The sequence below is a fragment of the Geobacillus sp. 46C-IIa genome (assembly GCF_014679505.1).
Lineage (GTDB): Bacteria > Bacillota > Bacilli > Bacillales > Anoxybacillaceae > Geobacillus.
The window spans coordinates 3,118,862-3,140,000 of sequence record NZ_CP061474.1; the positions used below are offsets into that span (position 1 = coordinate 3,118,862).

Sequence of the window (21,139 nt, forward strand, 5' to 3'; positions counted from 1 at the left end):
GTTCTCCTTTCTTACACTTTCTCAATCGGTGCAAATTTAGCGAGCAGCCGTTTAATGCCGGTCGGGCTTGGGAAGGCGATGTCGAGTTCTTGGTCGTCGCCTTCACCGCGGACGCTGACGACGGTGCCGACCCCCCATTTCCGGTGGTTCGCCCGATCGCCGACTTTCCATGCCCCAACGGCGCCGTTTCCATGCGAACGCGAAACGACCGGACGCGAAGCGGCCGTCTGACGACGCGAAACCGTCTCGAGCAAATGCGCTGGAATTTCATCTAAAAAGCGCGACGGTGGGTTCATTTGAATGTTGCCAAACAACGTCCGCATTTGCGCGCTCGTCAACACGAGCTCTTCTTCCGCACGAGTGATGCCGACGTACGCCAGCCGCCGCTCTTCCTCCATCTCGTCTTCGTCGTCGAGCGAACGGTTGTGTGGAAAGATGCCTTCCTCCATACCAATCAAAAAGACGACCGGAAACTCGAGCCCTTTGGCGGCGTGAAGGGTCATTAAAACGACCGCATCCCCTTCTGCCGTTTGGTCGCCGCCGTTTAGCTCGTCCAAATCGGAAATAAGCGCCAAATCGGTTAAAAAGGCGACGAGCGATTTATCATCGCTGACGTTTTCAAAATGCTTGGTCACTGATAAGAACTCGTCAAGGTTCTCAAGCCGGCTTTGTGCCTCAATCGTCCGCTCCGCCTTCAGCATGTCGCGGTAGCCGGATTTGTCGAGCACTTCTTCGACAAGTTCAGTAACCGAGACGTATTCCTGCAGCTGTGTCCATTGCTCGAGCTGGCTGCGGAACGCCGCGAGCGCTCCGGCCGCCTTTGCACTCAGGCCGATCATCTCGAGCTCTCCAAGCGTTTCAAACAGCGACAGCTCATGCTCCGCCGCGTGGCGGACGAGCTTATCGATCGTCGAGGCGCCGATGCCGCGCTTCGGCACATTAATGATGCGAAGCAAACTTAAATCGTCATCCGGATTGGCAATGACGCGCAAATAGGCAAGAATATCTTTAATTTCTTTCCGGTCATAGAACTTTAAGCCGCCGACGATTTGGTACGGAATGTTCGCTTTTAACAACATTTCCTCAATGACACGCGACTGGGCGTTCGTCCGGTACAGCACCGCAAAATCGCTGTAGCGGCGCACCCCGCGCTCAACCGCCTCTTGGATGCGGCCGGCGACAAACTGCGCTTCGTCTGCTTCGTTCATCGCATCGTAATAAATGATCGGCTTCCCTTCCGGATTTTCCGTCCAAAGCCGCTTCGGCTTCCGGTTGACGTTATGTTCGATCACTTCGTTCGCCGCCTGCAAAATGCGCTTGGTCGAACGGTAGTTTTGTTCAAGTAAAATGACTTTCGCGTTCGGGTAATCGCGCTCAAACGATAAAATGTTTTGGATATCCGCCCCGCGCCAGCGATAAATCGACTGGTCGGCATCGCCGACGGCGCAAATGTTTTGGAAGCGCTCGGCCAGCTTTTTGACAAGCGTGTATTGAGCGCGGTTCGTATCTTGATACTCATCAATGTGAATGTACTGAAATTTATATTGGTAATATTGAAGCACGTCCGGCACGCGGTCAAACAGCTGGATCGTCGTCATGATCAAGTCGTCAAAGTCAAGCGAATGGTTTCGGAGAAGGCGTTGCTGGTATTCTTGATACACATCGCTGACAATGTTTTCGTAATACGTCGATGCCCGCTTTGCGAATTGTTCCGGCGCGAGCAGATCGTTTTTCGCTCCGCTGATCGTACCTAAAATCGTCCGTGGTTCAAATTTTTTCGGATCGATGTTCTTTTCTTTTAAAATCGTTTTGATCACCGAAAGCTGGTCGGTTGGATCGAGGATCGAAAAATTGCGGTTAATGCCGATGCGGTCAATGTCGCGGCGTAAAATGCGAACGCACATCGAATGGAACGTCGAAATCCAGACGTCTTCCGCCGCTCCGCCTAAGAGCGCCTGCACGCGTTCCCGCATTTCGCGCGCCGCCTTGTTCGTAAACGTAATGGCCAAAATGTTCCACGGCGCGACATGCCTTTCCGCCATTAAATACGCGATCCGGTGCGTCAACACACGCGTTTTCCCGCTCCCCGCCCCGGCCATAATGAGCAGCGGTCCTTCCGTCGTTTTGACCGCCTCTTGCTGCTCCTTGTTTAAATGAGCGAGCAACTTTTCGGACAAAAAATTCATCGTTTCCACCACCAATAAAACATATGTTCTATTTTACACCATTGATTCCATTTTCGCCAGCGATCCGCTTGACCGCTTCCACCGTCGCCAACGCGCTTTCAAACGAATTGTAAACGGCGTTGCCGACGACGACCGTATCAGCATAGCGGGCCATTTCCGCCGCCTGTTCCGGCGTCGTAATGCCGCCGCCGTAAACGAGCTGCGTTCGGCTGAGGGCTCGTTTCACTTTTTCCACTAGCAGCGGATTGCCGTACGCGCCGCTATATTCAAGATAAAAGATCGGCAGCTTGTACAGATGCTCAGCGAGGCGGGCATACGCCACAACATCATCGTCATCGAGCGCTGTATCGGCCTCCGTCAGCTTCGCCGCCTTGCATTCCCGGTTTAAAATACAATAGCCTTCGGCGAAAATTTCATCCCAATTCATGACGTCGCCATACTGTTTCACCGCCTCATGATGACGGCCGATCACCCACTCGACATGGCGGCTGTTTAACACCATCGGGATGAAATACGCATCAAACCCCGGCGTCAACGCCTCCATATCGGTCACTTCGAGCGCGCATGGCACCGAGAAACGACGGATGCGGGCCAATAAATCGAGCACGCCATCGAGCGTCACTCCATCCGTTCCGCCGACGATGACGGCATCCGTTCCGGACTCACAAAGACGCTCAAGGCGATCGTCATCGATCGGCTTGTTCGGGTCTAGTTTAAACACATGGCGCCAAGCGCGAATCTCTTCCATGGCAAAATCCCTCCACGTCATTACTCCATTGTTTCATTATAACAAATCCACAAAAAGAAAAGGAGTTCCTTTTCAGATGGAAGGAATCTCCTTGCAGCGCTAGACGTTATGCTTCGTTGGCCGTCTCGTGTTCTTCCTCTTTAATGCGGTCAAGCGCCATCGCGTAGGCGTCATTGCCGTAATTGAGGCAACGTTTGACACGCGAAATGGTCGCTGTGCTCGCCCCGGTTTCCGTTTCGATTTTATGGTACGTATACCCTTCGCGCAACATGCGCGCCACCTCGAGCCGCTGAGCGAGCGCTTGAATTTCATTCACCGTGCATAAATCGTCGAAAAAGCGGTAACACTCCTCTACATCACGCAGCGACAAAATGGCTTTAAACAGTTGATCAAGCTCTCTGCCGCGCAGCTTATCGATTTGCATGCCTGTTTCCTCCTTACGTTTAGCGAGAAAATGTTCTAATCCACGACGGCCATGTGTGTCTCTCCGAAAGCCGCCTGCGGACATGTTCTATCCACATCAACCCATCGGCCGATCCCAGCCTCGCGGTGAACAAAGCGGGCTGTCCCGTCATTTCCATTGCACGATCGCCAGCTCTGGAACGATGTTGATCCACGTCTTCCCCGGCATGAATCCAACCGGAGCCCCGTCGCGGTACGGCAGCAACCGCCCATCGACGTTTTTCCATTCGATCGGCTGGATGACGCCGTTTTGTAACAAGTAGCCTTTACCGCCGGAAGTTACGTCAATGTCACGCCGTCCGTAACTGTCGATCACTTGGTGGCGGGCGGCCACGATCATCACATTTTGCACCGCGACCGGGTCATGCGTATCGTAATCGATCGTTTGCTCACCGCCGCTGTATCGGTAATACCCTTTTTGTTCCGGCGCATATCGGTATTCGACTTGGGCGTACGCCCGGTGCGAATAGATAATGCGAACCGTCTCGGCCTTCTCCCCGCTTGGCTCATCGTCGCGAAACGGCAGCGGGGCAATATCATCTGTCCACGCATATCCGTTTTGCTCGGCTCCTTTTTCAATGTCAGCGAACGTAATGTATGAATTGTGCGGCGCCTTGCGGAATGAGACGCGCTGAAACAGCGTGCCGTCATAGAACAATCCATTCAAATAGTCAGTCCCGCCCCGCTCAAGCCGCTCTCTTGCCTCCGGGCTCCAGCCGTGGCAAACGTAAATCGCATGGTAGCCGTCGCTCAAGTCAATATAGTAGTCGCGCGCGCTGCGCACCGGTCCAACCCGCTCGGGCAGCTCGCTTTGATACAGCGCTAAAAAGCGGGTGATGTCTCCCTCGGCGAGCACCTCATACACGATGTCCGCCTGGCGGAGGCCCGACTGCGGACGCGCCTTCGGATGATTGTTGATCATGACGCCGACGACCCGTTGATGAACGTCCCCCTCTGCCGGCAATCCGGTCAGCGGAAACGTTTGTTTCTCCTCTCCCGGTGACTCGGCCGGCTGCTCATGCACCGGATTGGGCTTGGCCGGCTCAGCTCGTTTTGGCCCGCTTTCGGTGGTGCAGCCGCCTAGTAACAGCACCGCGCAACTGATGGCAAACAGCCAGCGTTTCAATGGACACACAACCTTTTTCTTTTTTATTTTACCGCATTATCGAAGGAAAGAGTACCGTTTTGTGCATCACATCATAAATGCCGCGCTGGGTAATGCGCACGTATGGCAAATGAGTTGACTGTAAAAAGAGCAGCGAGTACACCGGATCCTCAAAATGATATCCACGTTCCCGCAAAAGACGGACGAATGTCTTTTCCTCGTTCATCAATGGTTCCATGTCCAAGGTGGACGTCATGCCGCCAAGCGGGAGCGGAAGCTCAAATAAAATGGTTCCGTCCTCAACGAGCACGATGCCGCCGCCGATGTCCTTCATCCGCCGAAACGCAAGCATCATATCTTCCTTATGTTTGCCGATCAAAAGGAAGTCGCCGGTGTTCGAATATGAGCTCGCTAACCCGCCGAGCGCCGATGAAAATCCTTTCAGCATCGTATTGACGCGCCAGCGGCCGTTTCGGTCAAGCAACACTAAAAAGCATTCGTCATGGTCGTGGCCTAACCGATCGCGCGATGTATCACTGGACACGGAGTACGGCTTTAAAATGACCGCATTTTCCATGCGCAGCCCCATCGGCATCGAAAACTGCAAATCATCCCATTCCAACTCCCATGACAATGAAAGCGGCCGAATGCCAAACTGTTCCCATTTCGGTGCTGGCCATGCACCTGACGGCTCCCCTTCCCGCTTCACCCATTCGCCTTTGGCAAGCACCTGCACTGGCGTCGGGTCATGGGCCGAGCGCAAGAAGTTGATATGCGCAATCCGGCCGGTAGCGATGCTGCCGTGAAGATGTTCAATGCCGTAATGGCGGGCGGCGTTGATCGTCGCCATGGCATACGCATCAATCACCGGCACGCCATGCTCAATGGCGATGCGGAGCAGCTGATCTATGACTCCATCTTCATAAAAGGCGGGCGGCGAACCATCGGTCGTCAATAAGCATTTGTCATAATACCGGATGCCAAGCGCTTTCATTTCCTCAAGCAGCACCGGCAAATCCGGGCGGATTGACGAATGGCGGAGCGTGACCGTATAGCCGTGCCAAAGGCGCAGGCGCACTTCTTTTCCCGTCATCGCTTCATGGTCTCCGTCTACGCCAAAAAGCGCCATTTTCACCAGCGTTTTCTCCGACGCTCCCGGAAAGTGCCCCTCGATTTTACGGCGCCGCCGTTTCGCCTCTTGCATCCAGTAAAGAACGATGTCATCACCGCTGACGAGCCTAGGCCACGATGTCAGCTCACCGCCCTGAAGAACCGTTTCTTGATCCAGCCACCGTTTGATCCGAGCGTTTGACAGCTGCTCATCTTCGCGCTCTAGCTCCGTTTGCCCGTCAAAGCGGCACCACCAATACATCGAAGTTGGAAGCGCATTCATTTCTTGCAAAAATAAAAACGCCTCTTCATCGCCAGCTTGCAAAAGGAAAAATAAGTTATCATTGACCAGCGTCGTCGTCCCGCACGTTGCCGCATAACGGGCAAAGGAATGGGGATTATATAATTGAAATGGATGAACATGCGGCTCAATATAGCCGGGGACGAGCACATACCCGCGGCAGTCGACAATTTCACATGACTCATCGACGCGGTCAGGAAGCCGCTCTCCGGCGTACACAACACGGTCGCCATGTATCCATATATTCCCTTTCACCCATTCGCGGAAATAGGAATGCAAATACGTTGCGTTCGTTAATACTTTTGTCGGCGATTGTTTGCCATCAATCACCGCTGCCTGTTCGCGCAATTCACTGCTTTTCCATCGGTAGCGTTGTTCGCCCATTGACACCCCGTCCCTTGTTTCCTAATCGTTCCATATAATCATTTTAACGCACGAAAGCGATTTTCACAATAAAAATATAAGGAGGGACACGCCAATGGCGAATATCGGCATTGTCAACGCACTGATCCGCATCACATTCGGCTTAACCGTCATCGCATGGGCGACAGCCCGGTTCGCCCGGCGGCCGTGGTGCACGTCATATTTGTTTGCCGTCCTGCTTGGAGCCATGAAAGTTGGCGAAGGGATTACCCGTTTTTGTCCGGTGACGGCCCTATTTGACAATATGCAGCGCGAACGGCTGCTTGATGAACAAAAGGAAGCCGTTGTCAATCCGACATAAGCATAAACCGCTTCCGCACCTGTCGGGAAGCAGGAAACATCTTTGAAACAACGCTGGGATGATCCGTTATGTTCCCGTACGGCTATAAGTCGCTTCGTTTCACGCAAGAAAAGGTGTCCCGCGTTCGGGACACCTTCGATACAAAGGGGTGAATAAGGATGTTGCTTGAATATATGACCGATATGTCGTTTGTGTTGGCGGCGTTGATCGGCGGCATTATCGCCCTGTCGTATGTGTATTTGCGGCGGAGGCGCGTTCGATAGCGCGCCGGCCGATGTCGCGGCGATAAAACAGGCCGTCGCAGTCAATTGCCGCCAATTGCTCGTATGCTTTTTCCTTCGCCTCAGCGAGCGTCGCCCCCTTGGCCGCCAGCAGCAGGACGCGGCCGCCGTTTGTATAGAGCGTTCCGTCTTCCCGCTTCGTGCCGGCATGGAACAACAATGCATCCGGAGCAAGCCGCTCGAGTCCACCGATGGCCGCCCCGCGTTCGTAAGCGCCCGGATAACCTTTCGCCGCCAGCACGACGCCAAGCACCGCTTCGTCCGTCCACTCGAGCTCCAGTTCTTTTCCTTCCATTACCGCCAAGATCGCTTCAAGCAAATCGGTTTTTAAGCGCGGCAGCACGACTTGCGCCTCTGGATCGCCGAACCGGGCGTTAAATTCGATCACTTTCGGCCCAGCCGGTGTGGCAATCAACCCGACATACAAGACGCCGGTAAACGGCCGGCCTTCGGCCACTAACGCTTTGGCGGTCGGACGCAAAATCGTCTCCAAGGCGATTTGGACTGTATCGGCGGATATTTGCGGCACTGGCGAATACGCTCCCATCCCGCCGGTGTTCGGCCCTTCGTCCCCGTCATACGCCCGTTTATGGTCTTGGGCGATGGCAAGAGGATATACCTTCTCGCCGTTCACGAACGCCATAAACGAAAATTCTTCGCCTTCCAAATACTCTTCGACCACGACTTGGCTGCCGGCTGCGCCGAATTGTCCGTCGACAAGCGCGGCCTTCGCTGCGGCCAGCGCTTCTTCCACTGTTTGGGCGACGGTGACGCCTTTTCCGGCCGCCAACCCGTCCGCTTTAATGACGATCGGCGCTCCTTTTTCCTCAATATACGCTTTGGCTTGTTCATATGAGGAAAAAGTCGCATGTTCCGCCGTCGGGATGCCGTATGTTTTCATGAGCTCTTTCGCGAACGCTTTGCTTCCTTCAATGAGCGCCGCCGCTTGACTCGGGCCGAAAATGCGCAGCCCTTCCGCCATAAAGCGGTCGGCAATGCCGGCGGCCAGCGGCGCTTCCGGCCCGACAATCGTCAAATCAATGCTATTTTGTTTCGCAAACTGAACAAGCGCGTCAAGATCGAGTTCATCAATGTCGACGAGCTCGGCTACTTCCCCGATGCCCGGATTGCCCGGCGCAACATACAGCCGGCCAACAAGCGGGCTTTGCGCCGCCTTCCAAGCGATGGCATGCTCGCGTCCGCCGCGCCCGACTACGAGAATGTTCATCATTTTTCCTCCCTTTTTGCCGCCGTTTAATGTTTGAAATGGCGCACGCCGGTAAACACCATGGCAATGCCGTACTCATCCGCTTTGCGGATCGAATCGGCGTCACGAATCGAGCCGCCCGGCTGGATGATGGCCGTAATGCCGGCTTTTGCCGCCGCTTCAACGGTGTCGTCCATCGGGAAAAAGGCGTCGGATGCAAGCACCGCGCCTGCCGCCTGCTCTCCTGCTTGTTCAATCGCAATTTTTGCTGCGCCGACGCGGTTCATTTGCCCAGCGCCAACGCCAACGGTCATGCCGTTTTTCGCGAGCACAATGGCGTTTGATTTGACATGCTTCACAACGTTCCATGCAAAACGAAGCTGTTCGCGCTCTTCTTCGGTCGGCTCGCGCTTCGTGACGACGTTCCATTCGGCGTCCTCAAGCGTATACGTATCAGCATCTTGGACGAGCAAGCCGCCACTGACCGAAACGAGCGTTTTTTCCTTGACGTCTGCCGCCGCGAAGTCAAGCGTCAACAGACGGATATTTTTCTTTTGCGTTAAAATGGCGAGCGCCTCGTCGCTAAACGACGGAGCGATGACGATTTCCAAAAAGATATCATGCATCCGCTCTGCCGTTTCTTTGTCCACTTCCCGATTCACCGCGATAATGCCGCCAAAAATGGACACCGGGTCAGCCTCGTACGCTTTCATAAACGCCTCAAGAAGCGTCGCGCCGACACCGACGCCGCATGGGTTCATATGTTTGATCGCCGCCACGGCCGGCTCCTGAAACTCGCGGATAAGGTGGATGGCCGCATTGGCATCGTTAATGTTGTTATACGATAGTCCTTTTCCGTGCAGCTGTTTCGCTTGCGCAATCGAGAAAGCCGCACCGAGCGGTTTGGCGTAAAACGCCGCTGATTGATGCGGATTTTCGCCATAGCGCAACGATTGTTTTTTCGTATAGGTGACGGTGAGCGATTCCGGGTACTCCTCCCCGGTAAGGTTCGTCAAATACTCGGCGATCATCGCATCATACGCCGCCGTGTGACGGAATGCTTTCGCCGCCAATTTTTGCCGCGTTTCCACTTGAATCGATCCGTTTGTTTTCAGCTCCTCGATCACCGCTCGGTAATCGGCTGGATCGACGACGATGGCGACATCGGCATAGTTTTTCGCTGCCGCGCGCACCATCGTCGGACCGCCGATATCGATATTTTCAATCGCCTCCGCCAGCATCACGTCCGGTTTCGCGATCGTCTGCTGGAACGGGTACAAGTTGACGACGACCAAATCGATCGGACGGATGCCATGCTCCGCTAGCGCCGCCTGATGGCGCTCATCGCCGCGCACCGCCAAAATGCCGCCGTGAATGGCCGGGTGCAGCGTTTTGACGCGCCCGTCTAAAATTTCCGGAAACCCGGTGACATCGGAAATCGAGATGACCGGGACACCAGCCTCCTCAAGCGCCCGTTTCGTCCCGCCTGTCGAAATGATTTCGACGCCGAGTTCGGCGAGCTGTTTGGCAAACGGAATGATCCCCTCTTTATTAGACACGCTGATTAATGCTCGTTTGACTGCCATCGTTCTCGATCCTTTCTTCTTGTTGTTCCGCTTCCCCTAGCAGCATGCGCAATACCGCCGGATATAACTCATGTTCGACCGCATGAATGCGCGCCTCAAGCGCTTCGATCGGCTCTCCGGGCACGATCGAAACAGCGCGCTGAGCGATGACCGGCCCGGTATCCATCCCCTCATCAACATAATGTACGGTGACACCTGTTTCCGACACGCCCGCCCGGTACGCCTGGCCGATGGCGTCTTTGCCTGGAAACGCCGGCAACAGCGACGGATGGATGTTGACGATTTTCCCTTCGTAGGCGGAAAGCAAGGTTGGCCCGATCAAGCGCATATAGCCAGCTAACGCGATCCATTCAACTTGCCGTTCCTTTAACTTACGCAAAATCTCGCTCTCAAACGCCGCTTTCGACGGGTAGTCTTGCGGGGAAAACACGAACGCCGGCACGTTTTCGCGCCCCGCTCGTTCGATGACCTTGGCGCCCGGCCGATCGCAGACAAGGAGGGCGATGTCAGCCGGCAGCTCGCCGCGCTTCGCCGCATCGACGAGCGCCTGAAAATTCGTTCCGCTTCCGGAAGCAAACACGGCCAACCGCTTCATGCTTTGCCCCCTCCGGTAAACGACACGCCCGCTCCTTTTGCCACTTCGCCAATGATGTAGGCTGGCTCTCCTTGTTCGTCCAACCATTTCACAAGCGGCGCTGCCGTTTCCGGGCTGACGGCGAGCACAAGGCCAATGCCCATATTAAACACGGAAACCATCTCTTCTTCTTCAAGGTTGCCGTTGGCGCGCAAGAAGTCAAAAATCGGCAGCACCGGCCACGAACCGCGTTGAATGCGGGCTTCAAGCCCTTCCGGCAGCATGCGCGGAACATTTTCGATCAACCCGCCGCCAGTAATATGCGCCATCCCTTTGATCGTAAACCGTTCAAGCGCCGAACGCAACAGTTTCGCATAAATGCGTGTCGGCTTCAGCAGCTCCTCACCGAGCGGAACATCAAGCGGCTCGTAAATTTTATCAAGCGACAGCTTCGCTTGTTCAAACACGATGCGGCGCACGAGCGAGTAGCCGTTGCTATGCAGGCCGCTTGACGGAAGGCCAATCAACACATCGCCTGCCTGGATCGTTTGCCCCGTCACCAATCGCTCTTTTTCGGCAATGCCGACGGCAAACCCAGCCAAATCGTACTCGTCTTCCGCGTACATTCCCGGCATTTCCGCCGTTTCCCCGCCGATCAAGGCGCAGCCAGCTTCGACGCAGCCGTCAGCCACCCCCTTGACGATGGCGGCGATTTTTTCCGGCACCGCTTTGCCGCAGGCGATATAGTCAAGGAAAAAGAGCGGTTCCGCCCCCTGGACAACGATGTCATTGACACACATCGCCACACAGTCGATGCCGATCGTATCGTGCCGGTCAAGCAAAAACGCCAATTTCAGCTTTGTCCCGACGCCATCCGTGCCGGAGATGAGCACCGGCTGGCGGTAGCCAAGCGCCGATAAATCAAACAAGCCGCCAAACCCGCCAATTCCGCCCAACACTTCCGGACGCATCGTTTTTTGCACGTGCTGTTTCATCAGGGCGACCGCCTGATAACCGGCCTCAATGTCAACCCCTGCTTGTTTGTATGCTTTTGCCACGCTAAATCCCCCTTTTCTTCGCCCGCTGCATCCGAACGTGCGACAAGCATCTTGCCGACCATTGGCTCCGTCCCAATGGAGGCGCGCCCACCGATCCTCGTTATCCGATTCCGGGTTGAAGCGCACTCGTCATTTGACTGTCATGCACGGCCGGGCGATTTGGCTGACCCGGGTTGGGTATTGGCCGGTAAAACAGGCCAAACATTGTCCGCGCTGCGGCACACCTTCCGGGCGTCCGATCGCCGCCAGCAGCCCTTCTTGGCTAAGAAACGCCAACGAATCGGCGCCGATTAAGCGGCGGATGTCTTCGACCGTATGTTTCGCTGCAATCAGTTCTTCCTTTGACGACGTATCAATGCCGTAAAAGCAAGGGTGGGTGATCGGCGGCGCACTGATGCGCACATGCACTTCAACCGCCCCGGCTTCACGGAGCATCGCGACAATGCGGCGGCTCGTCGTCCCGCGCACGATCGAATCGTCAACCATCACGACCCGTTTGCCGGCAACCACGCCGCGCACCGGCGACAGCTTCATTTTGACCCCTTGTTCACGCAACGCTTGTGACGGCTGAATAAACGTCCGCCCGACATATCGGTTTTTAATAAGCCCTAATTCGTACGGAATGCCGGTCGCTTCAGCATAGCCGATGGCAACCGAAATGCTTGAGTCCGGCACACCGGTGACAATATCGGCTTCGGCCGGCGCCTCGAGCGCCAACCGCTTCCCTAAATTTTTCCGCGCCGTGTGAATGTTGATGCCATCGACATGGCTGTCCGGGCGGGCAAAATAAATGTATTCCATGCTGCAAATGGATCGCGGCTGCTCCGGAGCGAACCGTTCCGAACGCACCCCTTCGCCGCTGATAATGAGCAGTTCCCCAGGCGCCACTTCCCGCTCGTACGTCGCCCCGATGACATCAAACGCGCACGTTTCCGAGGCGACAACATATGCCGAGCCGAGCCGGCCGAGCGACAGCGGCCGAAACCCGTGCGGGTCGAGCGCCGCATACAGCGCCGTTTCCGTCAGCAGCAAAAACGCAAACGCTCCTTCAATCTGGCTGAGCGCTTCTTTCATTTGTCCGACAAACGTCGGCGCTTGACTGCGGCGGATGAGGTGGGCGAGCACTTCCGTATCCGATGTTGTCTGAAAAATGCTCCCTTGTGCTTCGAGCACAAGCTTCAGCTCGATGGCGTTCGTCAAGTTGCCGTTATGGGCGAGCGCCATCGCGCCGGTCTGCGAGCGGAACAACAGCGGCTGGACATTCTCATAGCCGCCCCCGCCCGCCGTCGAATAGCGGACATGGCCGATCGCCGCCGATCCGCAAAGCGCATCGAGCGTGCCGCTTTGAAACACTTCCGTCACCAAGCCAAGTCCTTTATGGCCGGACAAGTTTCCGCCGCCCGCCACCACGATGCCGGCTCCTTCTTGGCCGCGGTGCTGCAGGCTGTGGAGCCCATAATACGTGAGCCTGGCGGCGTCCTCGTGCCCCCAAATGCCGAAAATGCCGCACTCCTCGTTCAATCCTTTGATTTCAGCAAGCATGGAATAGCCCCTTTCCAGACGTTTCGCATGTCGTCGACCGAAAGGCGAATGACCGTTTCCCCATGTTCCCCGTTCACTGTCAGTATGCCGTCGTTCGTCACTTCACCGATCTGTTTCGCTTCTACGAGCTGCTCAAATGCTTCTTGATGTTCTTTTTTCACCGAGACAACAAAGCGCGACTGCGTTTCGCTGAACAGCTCGCTCACTAGATCGCCATTGATCGTCACATTTGCACCAAGCCCGGAAGCGCCGATGACACACTCGGCAAGCGCAACCGCCAATCCACCTTCAGCGATGTCATGCGCTGACGCCACGACCCCGGCGCGAATCGCGGTCAACAGCTGATGCTGGCGGCTTGCTTCGACCGTCAAATCGAGTGCCGGCGCTTTTCCAAAAATGCGGCCCTCTAACCATTTTTGCAACTCGCTGCCGCCAAACTCCGGTTTCGCCTCGCCGATCACATAAATCAAGTCGCCTGCTTGCTTAAACGGCTGGGTCGTCACATGGGAAAGATCGTCAATGAGCCCGACCATCCCGACGACCGGCGTCGGATAGACCGCTTCACCATTCGTTTCATTATAAAGCGAGACGTTGCCGCTCACGACCGGCGTTCCGAGCGCTCGGCACGCTTCACTCATCCCGTCAACCGCTTTTTCAAGCTGCCAAAAAATGTCCGGCTTTTCCGGGCTGCCGAAGTTGAGGCAGTCGGTAATGGCGAGCGGTTTCGCCCCAGAGCAAACGACGTTGCGCGCCGCCTCGGCAACGGCAATTTTTCCGCCCATTTCGGGATCTAGGTACAAATAGCGCGAGTTGCAGTCTGTTGTGAGCGCGAGCGCCTTATTCGTGCCACGAATGCGCACGACGGCCGCGTCCGATCCCGGGGCGACGACCGTGTTCGTCCGCACCATGTAGTCGTACTGGTCATACACCCATTCCTTGCTGGCGATCGTCGGCTGCGCCAACAGCCCAAGCAGTGTCCGGCCGTAATCATCAATTTGCGGAATATACGGCGGCATCGCTTGAAATTCGCGGTAATAATCCGGCTCTGCCGATGGTTTATGATATACCGGTGCGTCTTTCGCCAACGCATCAACCGGAATTTCTGCCGCCACTTCGCCCTGGAAAAACAGGCGGAGCATTTTATCGTCGGTCACTTTCCCGATCGCTTTTGCCTCCAAACCGTATTTCGCAAAAATCGCAGCGATTTCCTCTTCCCGCCCTTGCTCAACAACAAGCAACATCCGCTCCTGTGATTCAGACAACATCATTTCGTATGGCGTCATACCCGCCTCGCGCTGCGGAACAAGATCTAAATTCATTTCGATCCCGAAGCCGCCTTTGCTCGCCATCTCAGCCGAGGAACTCGTAAGCCCAGCGGCGCCCATATCTTGAATGCCGACTAATGCATCGGACTTGACTGCTTCTAGACACGCTTCCAGCAACAGTTTTTCCATAAACGGGTCGCCGACTTGCACGGCCGGACGCTTCGCTTCCGATTGCTCGCTTAATTCCTCAGAGGCAAACGTCGCCCCGTGGATGCCGTCGCGTCCCGTTTTCGCCCCGACATACATGACCGTATTGCCGACCCCAGTCGCCACACCGCGTTGAATATCTTCATGGCGGATGATGCCGACGCACATGGCATTAACTAACGGATTGCCTTCATACGCCGGGTCAAACTGCACTTCACCGCCGACGGTCGGAATGCCGATGCAGTTGCCGTACCCGGCGATGCCGGCGACGACGTGTTCAAATAAATATTTGACGCGCGGTGACGTCAATTCGCCAAATCGAAGCGAGTTAAGCAGCGCAATCGGCCGCGCTCCCATCGAAAAGACGTCACGGATAATGCCGCCGACCCCGGTCGCCGCCCCTTGATATGGCTCGATCGCTGACGGATGGTTATGGCTTTCGATTTTAAACGCCACCGCCAGCCCGTCGCCGATATCGACAATTCCCGCGCCTTCGCCCGGCCCTTGCAGCACGTGCGGGCCATCGGTCGGGAATTTTTTCAGCACAGGTTTGGAATTTTTGTAGCTGCAATGCTCTGACCACATAACGGAAAAAATGCCCGTTTCCGTGTAGTTCGGCAGTCGGCCCAAAATCGCTTCAATGCGGGCAAACTCCTCGTCCGTCAATCCCATTTCACGATACAATTTTTGTTCTTTAATCATCGCCGCGCTCGGCTCAAGCAGTAACGACATGCGTCTCCCTCCAATAATTGACGATCGATCGGAATAGTTTCAGTCCGTCCGCGCTGCCGAGCAAAGCGTCGACCGCCCGCTCCGGATGCGGCATCATGCCGAGCACATTGCCGCGCTCGTTGACAATGCCGGCGATATCCGCCAAGCTCCCGTTCGGGTTTTCCCCATGGTAGCGGAAGACGATTTGCCGGTTTTCGACAAGGCGCTGGAGCGTTTGTTCGTCGCAATAATAGTTTCCTTCACCATGGGCGATCGGAATGGTGATCACTTCGCCCTTGTTATAGGCAGAGGTAAACATCGTTTCATTGTTTTCCACGACAAGCTGCACCGGTCGGCAAATGAATTTTAACCCTTGATTGCGGCGCATCGCCCCAGGAAGCAAGCCGGCTTCGAGCAAAATTTGAAACCCGTTGCACACCCCAAGCACCGGTTTTCCCGCTTCGGCGGCTTGTTTCACGGCAGCCATCACCTTGGAGAAACGGGCGATCGCTCCGGAACGCAAGTAATCACCGTACGAAAAGCCGCCCGGAAGCAAAATGGCGTCAAAATGGTCGAGATTGTCCTCGTCATGCCAAACGTATTCGACCTCTTCGCCAAGTTCATCGGCGATCGCATGATACATATCGACATCACAGTTCGATCCCGGAAAGACAATGACGGCAAACTTCATCGGGCGACGGCCTCCTCGATTTCATAGCGATAGTCTTCAATGACTGGATTAGACAGCAATTTTTCACACATCTCGCGAACGAGTTCATCGATATCGCGATCGCTATCGTCAATGACAAGCTCCATAAACTTGCCGATTCTGACGTCTTTCACTTCCGTATACGATAAGCTGTGCAGCGCCCCCTTCACCGCTGTCCCTTGTGGATCCAACACACTCTCACGCAACGTGACATACACTTTTACTTTATACATGCCGATTCTCCCCCTAACCGATGTAAAATGACCTCATACGCCTCTGTTAAACTGCCAAGATCACGGCGAAATACGTCCTTATCCAATTTCTCATTCGTCTCGGCGTCCCAAAGCCGGCACGTATCCGGTGACACCTCATCCGCTAAGAGGATAGCGCCGTCCGCCGTGCGGCCAAACTCAAGCTTAAAATCAATTAATCTCACTTTTCGCTCGGCAAAATGGGCGCGCAACACGTCGTTCACTTTCAGCGCTTCGCTTTTCAGCCAGGCGACCTCCTCACGGCTGGCGAGCTTCAAAATCGCAATGTGATCTTCGACGAGCAGCGGATCGCCAAGGTCATCGTTTTTGTAGTAAAACTCGACAAGTGGGGCTTCAAGCGGTGTCCCTTCCGCCAAGCCGAGACGCTTCGCCAAACTCCCGGCTACGACGTTGCGGACGACGACTTCAAGCGGGATGATGGTCACCCGTCGGACCAATTGTTCCGTTGGCGACAGCTTTTCAATAAAATGATTGGCAACGCCTGCTTCTTGCAATTTCGCAAACAATAAACTGGAAATCTCGTTATTGAGCCGCCCTTTGCCGGCGATCGTCGCCTTTTTCTCGCCGTTAAACGCCGTGGCGCTGTCTTTGTACTCCACCCAAAGGACATCCGTTTCATCCGTCGCATAAATTTTTTTCGCTTTCCCTTCATACAACAACTGCTGTTTTGTCGGCATCATGAAAGCCTCCATTATACAGAAGATTGAAAATTTTCCGTGTAACCGGCCGGCATGAGAGCCAGCCGGCTTCCACTTACTCTAATCCTAAGCGGGCAAAAATCGTATCGACGTGTTTCAAATGGTGGCGGTAATCAAAGCAATCGTCGAGCTCTTCCTTCGTCAACCGGTTCGTAATCCGCTCATCCGCTTCGAGAAGCGAGCGGAACGGCACTTGTCTCTCCCACGCTTCCATCGCTTTCGGCTGCACTAAATCGTACGCTTCCTCGCGCGTCATCCCTTTGTCAATCAAGGCGAGCAAGACGCGCTGCGAGTAAATGAGCCCGAACGTGCGCTCCATATTTTTCTTCATATTTTCCGGATACACAAGCAGGTTTTTCACAATGTTAGCGAACCGGTTCAACATATAGTTCAACGCGATCGTCGCATCCGGCAAAATGATGCGCTCGGCCGACGAATGGGAAATGTCGCGCTCATGCCAAAGCGGCACATTTTCATACGCCGTCACCATATACCCGCGAATGACGCGCGCCATGCCGGTCATATTTTCCGAACCGATCGGATTGCGCTTATGCGGCATCGCTGATGAACCTTTTTGCCCTTTGGAGAAAAATTCCTCGACTTCGCGCACTTCGCTTTTTTGCAAGCCGCGAATCTCGACGGCAAATTTTTCAATCGATGTCGCGATGAGCGCGAGCGTCGCCATGTAGTAAGCGTGGCGGTCGCGCTGAAGCGTTTGTGTCGAAATCGGCGCCGGCGTTAACCCGAGCTTCTCGCACACATATTGCTCGACAAATGGGTCGATGTTGGCATACGTCCCGACCGCGCCAGAAATTTTCCCGACCTCGACCATCTTCGCCGCCTGCTCAAACCGCTCTAAATTCCGCTCCATTTCCGCATACCAAAGCGCCAGTTTCAGCCCGAACGTCGTCGGTTCCGCGTGAACGCCGTGCGTGCGCCCCATCATGACCGTATATTTATGTTCGCGCGCTTTTTCTTTCAGCACTTGAATAAAAGTTTCCAAATCGCGCCGCAAAATGGCGTTCGCCTGCTTTAACAAATAGCCGAGCGCCGTATCGACGACGTCCGTCGATGTCAGCCCGTAGTGCACCCATTTCCGCTCCTCGCCAAGCGTCTCGGAAACGGCGCGGGTGAACGCGACGACATCATGACGCGTTTCTTCCTCGATTTCTTTAATGCGGTGGATGTCAAATGACGCGTGTTCCCGCAGGCGGCGGACATCTTCTTTCGGGATGACGCCAAGCTCGGCCCACGCCTCGCACGCAAGCAATTCCACCTCAAGCCATGCCTGAAAGCGGTTTTCCTCGGTCCAAATGGCTCCCATTTCCGGTCTTGTGTAGCGTTCAATCATACTCGTTCCAGCCTCCGATCTTGCCAAATTTGCCACGACTCCACTCGCGCCAGCGCCTCGTCCACATCATCCGCCAGTACGGTCACATGACCTATTTTCCGCTTCGGCTTCGCTTCATGCTTGCCGTACAGATGGACATACACCGCACCGGCAAACGCATCAATTTGCCGAACGACTGGCTCCACGTGCTCGCCTAAAATATTGACCATCACGGCCGGTTTTAACAATTCCGTCGACCCGAGCGGCCAGTTGCAGACGGCGCGGATGTGCTGAGCGAATTGGGACGTGGCACATGCATTGATTGTATAATGACCCGAGTTGTGCGGTCTAGGGGCCAACTCATTAATATAAATATCCCCGTCTCCTGTCAAAAACATTTCCACCGCCAACGTCCCGACGAGCGAAAACGATGCCGCCAGCGTCTTTGCGTAGCGGACGGCCCGCTGCTCGATGTGTTGCGGGATCCGTGCTGGAGCGATCGTTTGATGCAAAATGTTCTCGACATGAATGTTTTCCGCCACCGGAAAAACAGCCGTCTCGCCATCGCCATTGCGGGTGACAATGACCGATATCTCCTTCACAAACGGCACCCAGCCTTCCAAAATACACGGACCAAGGTGAAGCAGCTCTGCCGCTTTGGCGACATCCCCTTCTCCCCGGAGCACATATTGCCCTTTTCCGTCATAACCGCCGCGCCGTGTTTTTAAGACACACGGAAACCCGATCCCCCGAACGGCCTCTTCCAACTCATCCCGTTCATTCACTTCCGCATACGGCGCCACCGGCAAGCCGGCCTCCACAATCGCCGCTTTCTCAAGCGCCCGATCTTGCGTCACCGCAAGCAACCGGCTTCCTTGTGGGGCATAGGCGTTTTCCACCAGCCACTCAAGCGCCCGCGCATCGATGTTTTCAAACTCGTACGTGATGACATCACTGACGCGCGCCAGTTCAGCTATCGCATCCAAATCATGGTACGGCGCGGTGATTTCCACATCAGCCACTTGCCCGCACGGAGAGTCGGGCGTTGGATCAAGAACCGCAATGCGAAACCCCATCTCACGCGCCGCGATGGCCATCATCCGGCCAAGTTGCCCTCCGCCGATAATACCGATCGTCTGTCCTGGAACAATCCGCCGCTTAGTCAAGTTGATCACTGCTTTCCACGACTTGTTTTCGAATCGATTCTCTCCTTGCTTTGAGCGCCTCCATATAGCGCGGCTCAAACAGCCCAACGATCGACACGGCGAGCAGCCCCGCATTCATCGCCCCTGCTTTGCCGATCGCCACTGTCGCCACCGGCACGCCGCCTGGCATTTGCACGATCGACAATAACGAATCGAGCCCGTTCAATGCCTTTGACTGCACCGGCACGCCGATGACCGGCAACGTCGTCTTCGCCGCGACCATCCCCGGCAAATGAGCCGCTCCACCAGCCCCGGCGATAATCACCTTAATGCCCCGCTCCTCCGCCGTTTCCGCATACCGGAACATCTCATCCGGCGTCCGGTGCGCCGACACGACTTTTTTCTCAAACGGGACGCCCAGTTCTTCAAGAATCGCACAGGCGTGCTTCATCGTTTCCCAATCTGAACGGCTTCCCATGATCACCCCAACTAGCGGGCTCATACGTTCCACTCCTTACCCTTAATAAACAAAACCCAGAACATACATTCCCTCTTTTAGGCGAGGGAAAGCATCGTTCTGGGCTTTCGCATTTGTCGATAAGAAAAAAAGCCAAAACCGATCCTTCCCCTCATAGTCCAATAATTTACGGTTATTGGGTAGAGACTTTTGGGCCATATTCCCAAAATTATATGAGGGATACTTTTATGCATTATGAAGCTACTTTTATATTAGCAAGGTTTTTGACAAAATGTCAAGGTAAAATCGAACATTCACTATTATAAAAAGACAAATGTTCGGTTTTTTTAAAATCACCAAACGAACAAGAAGGCATATGATGAATGTGCGGAGGAGGGAGACGCCATGGCCAATGAAAACCCATTCACACCGTTTTCCGATTGGACAAAGCACTGGCAACAATTTTTCCAAAACGATTTTTGGGGAAGCATCCAACCGCTGTTGCCATCATCCAATAAATCACCTTCAGGAATGAATATCTACAAAAAAGACAACGAACTGCTCGTTGTCATCAGCCTCCCAGGGCTGGAGAAAATCGAAGATGCGGAAGTGTATGTATCGTACAAAACGCTGGAAATCAAAGCGGCAATCAACTTGAACTTTAAAGGATTTGATTTAGTGGAAGAAGGCATTTTCCAAGGCCGATTCGAAAAAACGGTCCCTTTGCCGTTCCCCGTCAAGGACGATCGCATCGAGGCAACATACCATAACGGCTTATTGTTCATCCACCTGCACCGGCTTATCCCAGAGGAGCGGAAAAAGAAAATTGTCATCCAAAAAGGAGAGTAACGACTATTATTATAAGATGAAACAAAAAAAGAGGGTGTCCCATACCGTGCAGGACACCCTTTCGCGAGTTTCCGTTTCCTATCGCTTTATGAAAAAGGGGGTCTAGGAAACGATGATCACGCTTTACATTTTGGGGGAGAGGATTTAAAATGGCGTCATTAGAAATGACTCATTAAGAAATAGGCAAAAAAATGAGAGAACTGTATAGCTCCCTCATTTTTGCCTGCCTAGCAGCGACCTACTCTTGCAGGGGCGCTGGCCCCAACTACCATCGGCGCTGGAGAGCTTAACTTCCGTGTTCGGGATGGGAACGGGTGTTTCCTCTCCGCTATCACCACTAGGCAAGCGATTTTGTTTTGACATTATTTATTATACTCCAAAAATAAATAATGTCAAGAAGGAAGTTCATTCCTTCAAAACTAGATAACCTTTGGGAAGAAGCCTCTCATAGGTCAAGCCCTCGATCGATTAGTATCCGTCAGCTCCACGTGTCGCCACGCTTCCACCTCGGACCTATCGACCTCGTCATCTTCGAGGGATCTTACTCGCTTGACGCGATGGGAAATCTCATCTTGAGGGGGGCTTCACGCTTAGATGCTTTCAGCGCTTATC

Annotated in this window: 20 protein-coding genes, 2 rRNA genes and 1 riboswitch (1 of these 23 only partly in view); of the genes, 3 read left to right on the forward strand and 19 right to left on the reverse strand. The window is 54.5% G+C overall.

All coding sequences use genetic code 11. From position 1 onward, the window contains the following. Positions 1-11: 11 nt before the first annotated feature. From pcrA to IC803_RS15635, 5 genes are all read right to left on the reverse strand, one after another. Positions 12-2,186, reverse strand: coding sequence for a DNA helicase PcrA (pcrA, locus tag IC803_RS15615; RefSeq protein ID WP_081211079.1), 2,175 nt, complete (start codon positions 2,184-2,186; stop codon positions 12-14). Positions 2,187-2,214: 28 nt separating this feature from the next. Beyond that, the gene (locus IC803_RS15620; protein ID WP_081211081.1) at positions 2,215-2,934 is read right to left on the reverse strand and encodes a heptaprenylglyceryl phosphate synthase; all 720 of its coding nucleotides are present in this window, start codon (positions 2,932-2,934) and stop codon (positions 2,215-2,217) included. A gap of 106 nt (positions 2,935-3,040) precedes the next feature. Next, entirely contained in the window at positions 3,041-3,358 is a 318-nt protein-coding gene (locus tag IC803_RS15625) for a YerC/YecD family TrpR-related protein (RefSeq protein WP_063166884.1), read from the reverse strand. 147 nt (positions 3,359-3,505) lie between these two features. Beyond that, positions 3,506-4,522, reverse strand: a complete 1,017-nt coding sequence (locus IC803_RS15630; protein ID WP_190304225.1) for a DUF3048 domain-containing protein — start codon at positions 4,520-4,522, stop codon at positions 3,506-3,508. 28 nt (positions 4,523-4,550) lie between these two features. Continuing rightward, complete coding sequence (locus IC803_RS15635; protein ID WP_081211085.1) at positions 4,551-6,296, reverse strand: adenine deaminase C-terminal domain-containing protein; 1,746 nt, start codon at positions 6,294-6,296, stop codon at positions 4,551-4,553. 94 nt (positions 6,297-6,390) lie between these two features. On the opposite strand from IC803_RS15635, the gene IC803_RS15640 reads away from it, so the two are divergent. Both IC803_RS15640 and IC803_RS18570 read left to right on the forward strand, forming a co-directional pair. Further along, positions 6,391-6,636: a YgaP family membrane protein gene (locus IC803_RS15640; RefSeq protein WP_081211087.1), complete on the forward strand. Its 246-nt coding sequence runs from the start codon at positions 6,391-6,393 to the stop codon at positions 6,634-6,636. A gap of 158 nt (positions 6,637-6,794) precedes the next feature. Then, entirely contained in the window at positions 6,795-6,899 is a 105-nt protein-coding gene (locus IC803_RS18570; protein WP_369827008.1) for an EYxxD motif small membrane protein, read from the forward strand. On the opposite strand, the gene purD is transcribed toward IC803_RS18570, so the two are convergent. From purD to purE, 12 genes are all read right to left on the reverse strand, one after another. Next, positions 6,853-8,145 carry a phosphoribosylamine--glycine ligase gene (purD, locus tag IC803_RS15645; RefSeq protein ID WP_081211089.1) on the reverse strand — a complete coding sequence of 431 codons (1,293 nt, stop codon included), beginning with the start codon at positions 8,143-8,145 and terminating at the stop codon, positions 6,853-6,855. The two genes, IC803_RS18570 and purD, sit on opposite strands and share 47 nt — an antisense overlap. A 26-nt stretch (positions 8,146-8,171) precedes the next feature. Beyond that, on the reverse strand, positions 8,172-9,710 hold the full coding sequence (gene purH, locus IC803_RS15650; protein WP_081211091.1) for a bifunctional phosphoribosylaminoimidazolecarboxamide formyltransferase/IMP cyclohydrolase: 1,539 nt from the start codon (positions 9,708-9,710) through the stop codon (positions 8,172-8,174). Continuing rightward, positions 9,676-10,305: a phosphoribosylglycinamide formyltransferase gene (gene purN, locus IC803_RS15655; protein ID WP_081211093.1), complete on the reverse strand. Its 630-nt coding sequence runs from the start codon at positions 10,303-10,305 to the stop codon at positions 9,676-9,678. Before purN ends, purH begins: the two co-directional genes overlap by 35 nt. Next, positions 10,302-11,342: a phosphoribosylformylglycinamidine cyclo-ligase gene (gene purM, locus IC803_RS15660; protein ID WP_081211095.1), complete on the reverse strand. Its 1,041-nt coding sequence runs from the start codon at positions 11,340-11,342 to the stop codon at positions 10,302-10,304. Before purM ends, purN begins: the two co-directional genes overlap by 4 nt. 129 nt (positions 11,343-11,471) lie before the next feature. Beyond that, positions 11,472-12,884 carry an amidophosphoribosyltransferase gene (gene purF, locus IC803_RS15665; RefSeq protein ID WP_081211096.1) on the reverse strand — a complete coding sequence of 471 codons (1,413 nt, stop codon included), beginning with the start codon at positions 12,882-12,884 and terminating at the stop codon, positions 11,472-11,474. Continuing rightward, positions 12,860-15,088, reverse strand: a complete 2,229-nt coding sequence (gene purL, locus IC803_RS15670) for a phosphoribosylformylglycinamidine synthase subunit PurL (RefSeq protein ID WP_081211097.1) — start codon at positions 15,086-15,088, stop codon at positions 12,860-12,862. The genes purF and purL overlap by 25 nt, the downstream gene beginning before the upstream one ends. Continuing rightward, complete coding sequence (gene purQ / locus IC803_RS15675) at positions 15,072-15,758, reverse strand: phosphoribosylformylglycinamidine synthase subunit PurQ (RefSeq protein WP_081211098.1); 687 nt, start codon at positions 15,756-15,758, stop codon at positions 15,072-15,074. Before purQ ends, purL begins: the two co-directional genes overlap by 17 nt. Further along, complete coding sequence (purS, locus tag IC803_RS15680) at positions 15,755-16,009, reverse strand: phosphoribosylformylglycinamidine synthase subunit PurS (RefSeq protein ID WP_063166895.1); 255 nt, start codon at positions 16,007-16,009, stop codon at positions 15,755-15,757. Before purS ends, purQ begins: the two co-directional genes overlap by 4 nt. Further along, complete coding sequence (gene purC / locus IC803_RS15685) at positions 15,997-16,725, reverse strand: phosphoribosylaminoimidazolesuccinocarboxamide synthase (RefSeq protein ID WP_081211099.1); 729 nt, start codon at positions 16,723-16,725, stop codon at positions 15,997-15,999. Before purC ends, purS begins: the two co-directional genes overlap by 13 nt. 76 nt (positions 16,726-16,801) lie before the next feature. Continuing rightward, the gene (purB, locus tag IC803_RS15690) at positions 16,802-18,097 is read right to left on the reverse strand and encodes an adenylosuccinate lyase (protein ID WP_081211100.1); all 1,296 of its coding nucleotides are present in this window, start codon (positions 18,095-18,097) and stop codon (positions 16,802-16,804) included. Beyond that, a complete protein-coding gene (gene purK, locus IC803_RS15695; RefSeq protein WP_223811992.1) occupies positions 18,094-19,251 on the reverse strand; it encodes a 5-(carboxyamino)imidazole ribonucleotide synthase in 1,158 nt (385 codons plus the stop codon). The genes purB and purK overlap by 4 nt, the downstream gene beginning before the upstream one ends. Then, entirely contained in the window at positions 19,235-19,723 is a 489-nt protein-coding gene (purE, locus tag IC803_RS15700) for a 5-(carboxyamino)imidazole ribonucleotide mutase (RefSeq protein ID WP_081211102.1), read from the reverse strand. The genes purK and purE overlap by 17 nt, the downstream gene beginning before the upstream one ends. Positions 19,724-19,833: 110 nt before the next feature. After that, positions 19,834-19,935, reverse strand: a riboswitch (purine riboswitch). Between the two features lie 148 nt (positions 19,936-20,083). Here purE and IC803_RS15705 point away from each other — a divergent pair. After that, positions 20,084-20,527, forward strand: a complete 444-nt coding sequence (locus IC803_RS15705) for an Hsp20/alpha crystallin family protein (RefSeq protein WP_081211103.1) — start codon at positions 20,084-20,086, stop codon at positions 20,525-20,527. A 225-nt stretch (positions 20,528-20,752) separates the two neighbouring features. Here the strand turns inward: IC803_RS15705 and rrf are convergent. Together rrf and IC803_RS15715 are read right to left on the reverse strand one after the other, a co-directional pair. Next, positions 20,753-20,869: ribosomal RNA gene (gene rrf / locus IC803_RS15710) — 5S ribosomal RNA — on the reverse strand. A gap of 106 nt (positions 20,870-20,975) precedes the next feature. After that, positions 20,976-21,139: ribosomal RNA gene (locus tag IC803_RS15715) — 23S ribosomal RNA — on the reverse strand; it runs 2,764 nt beyond the window's last position.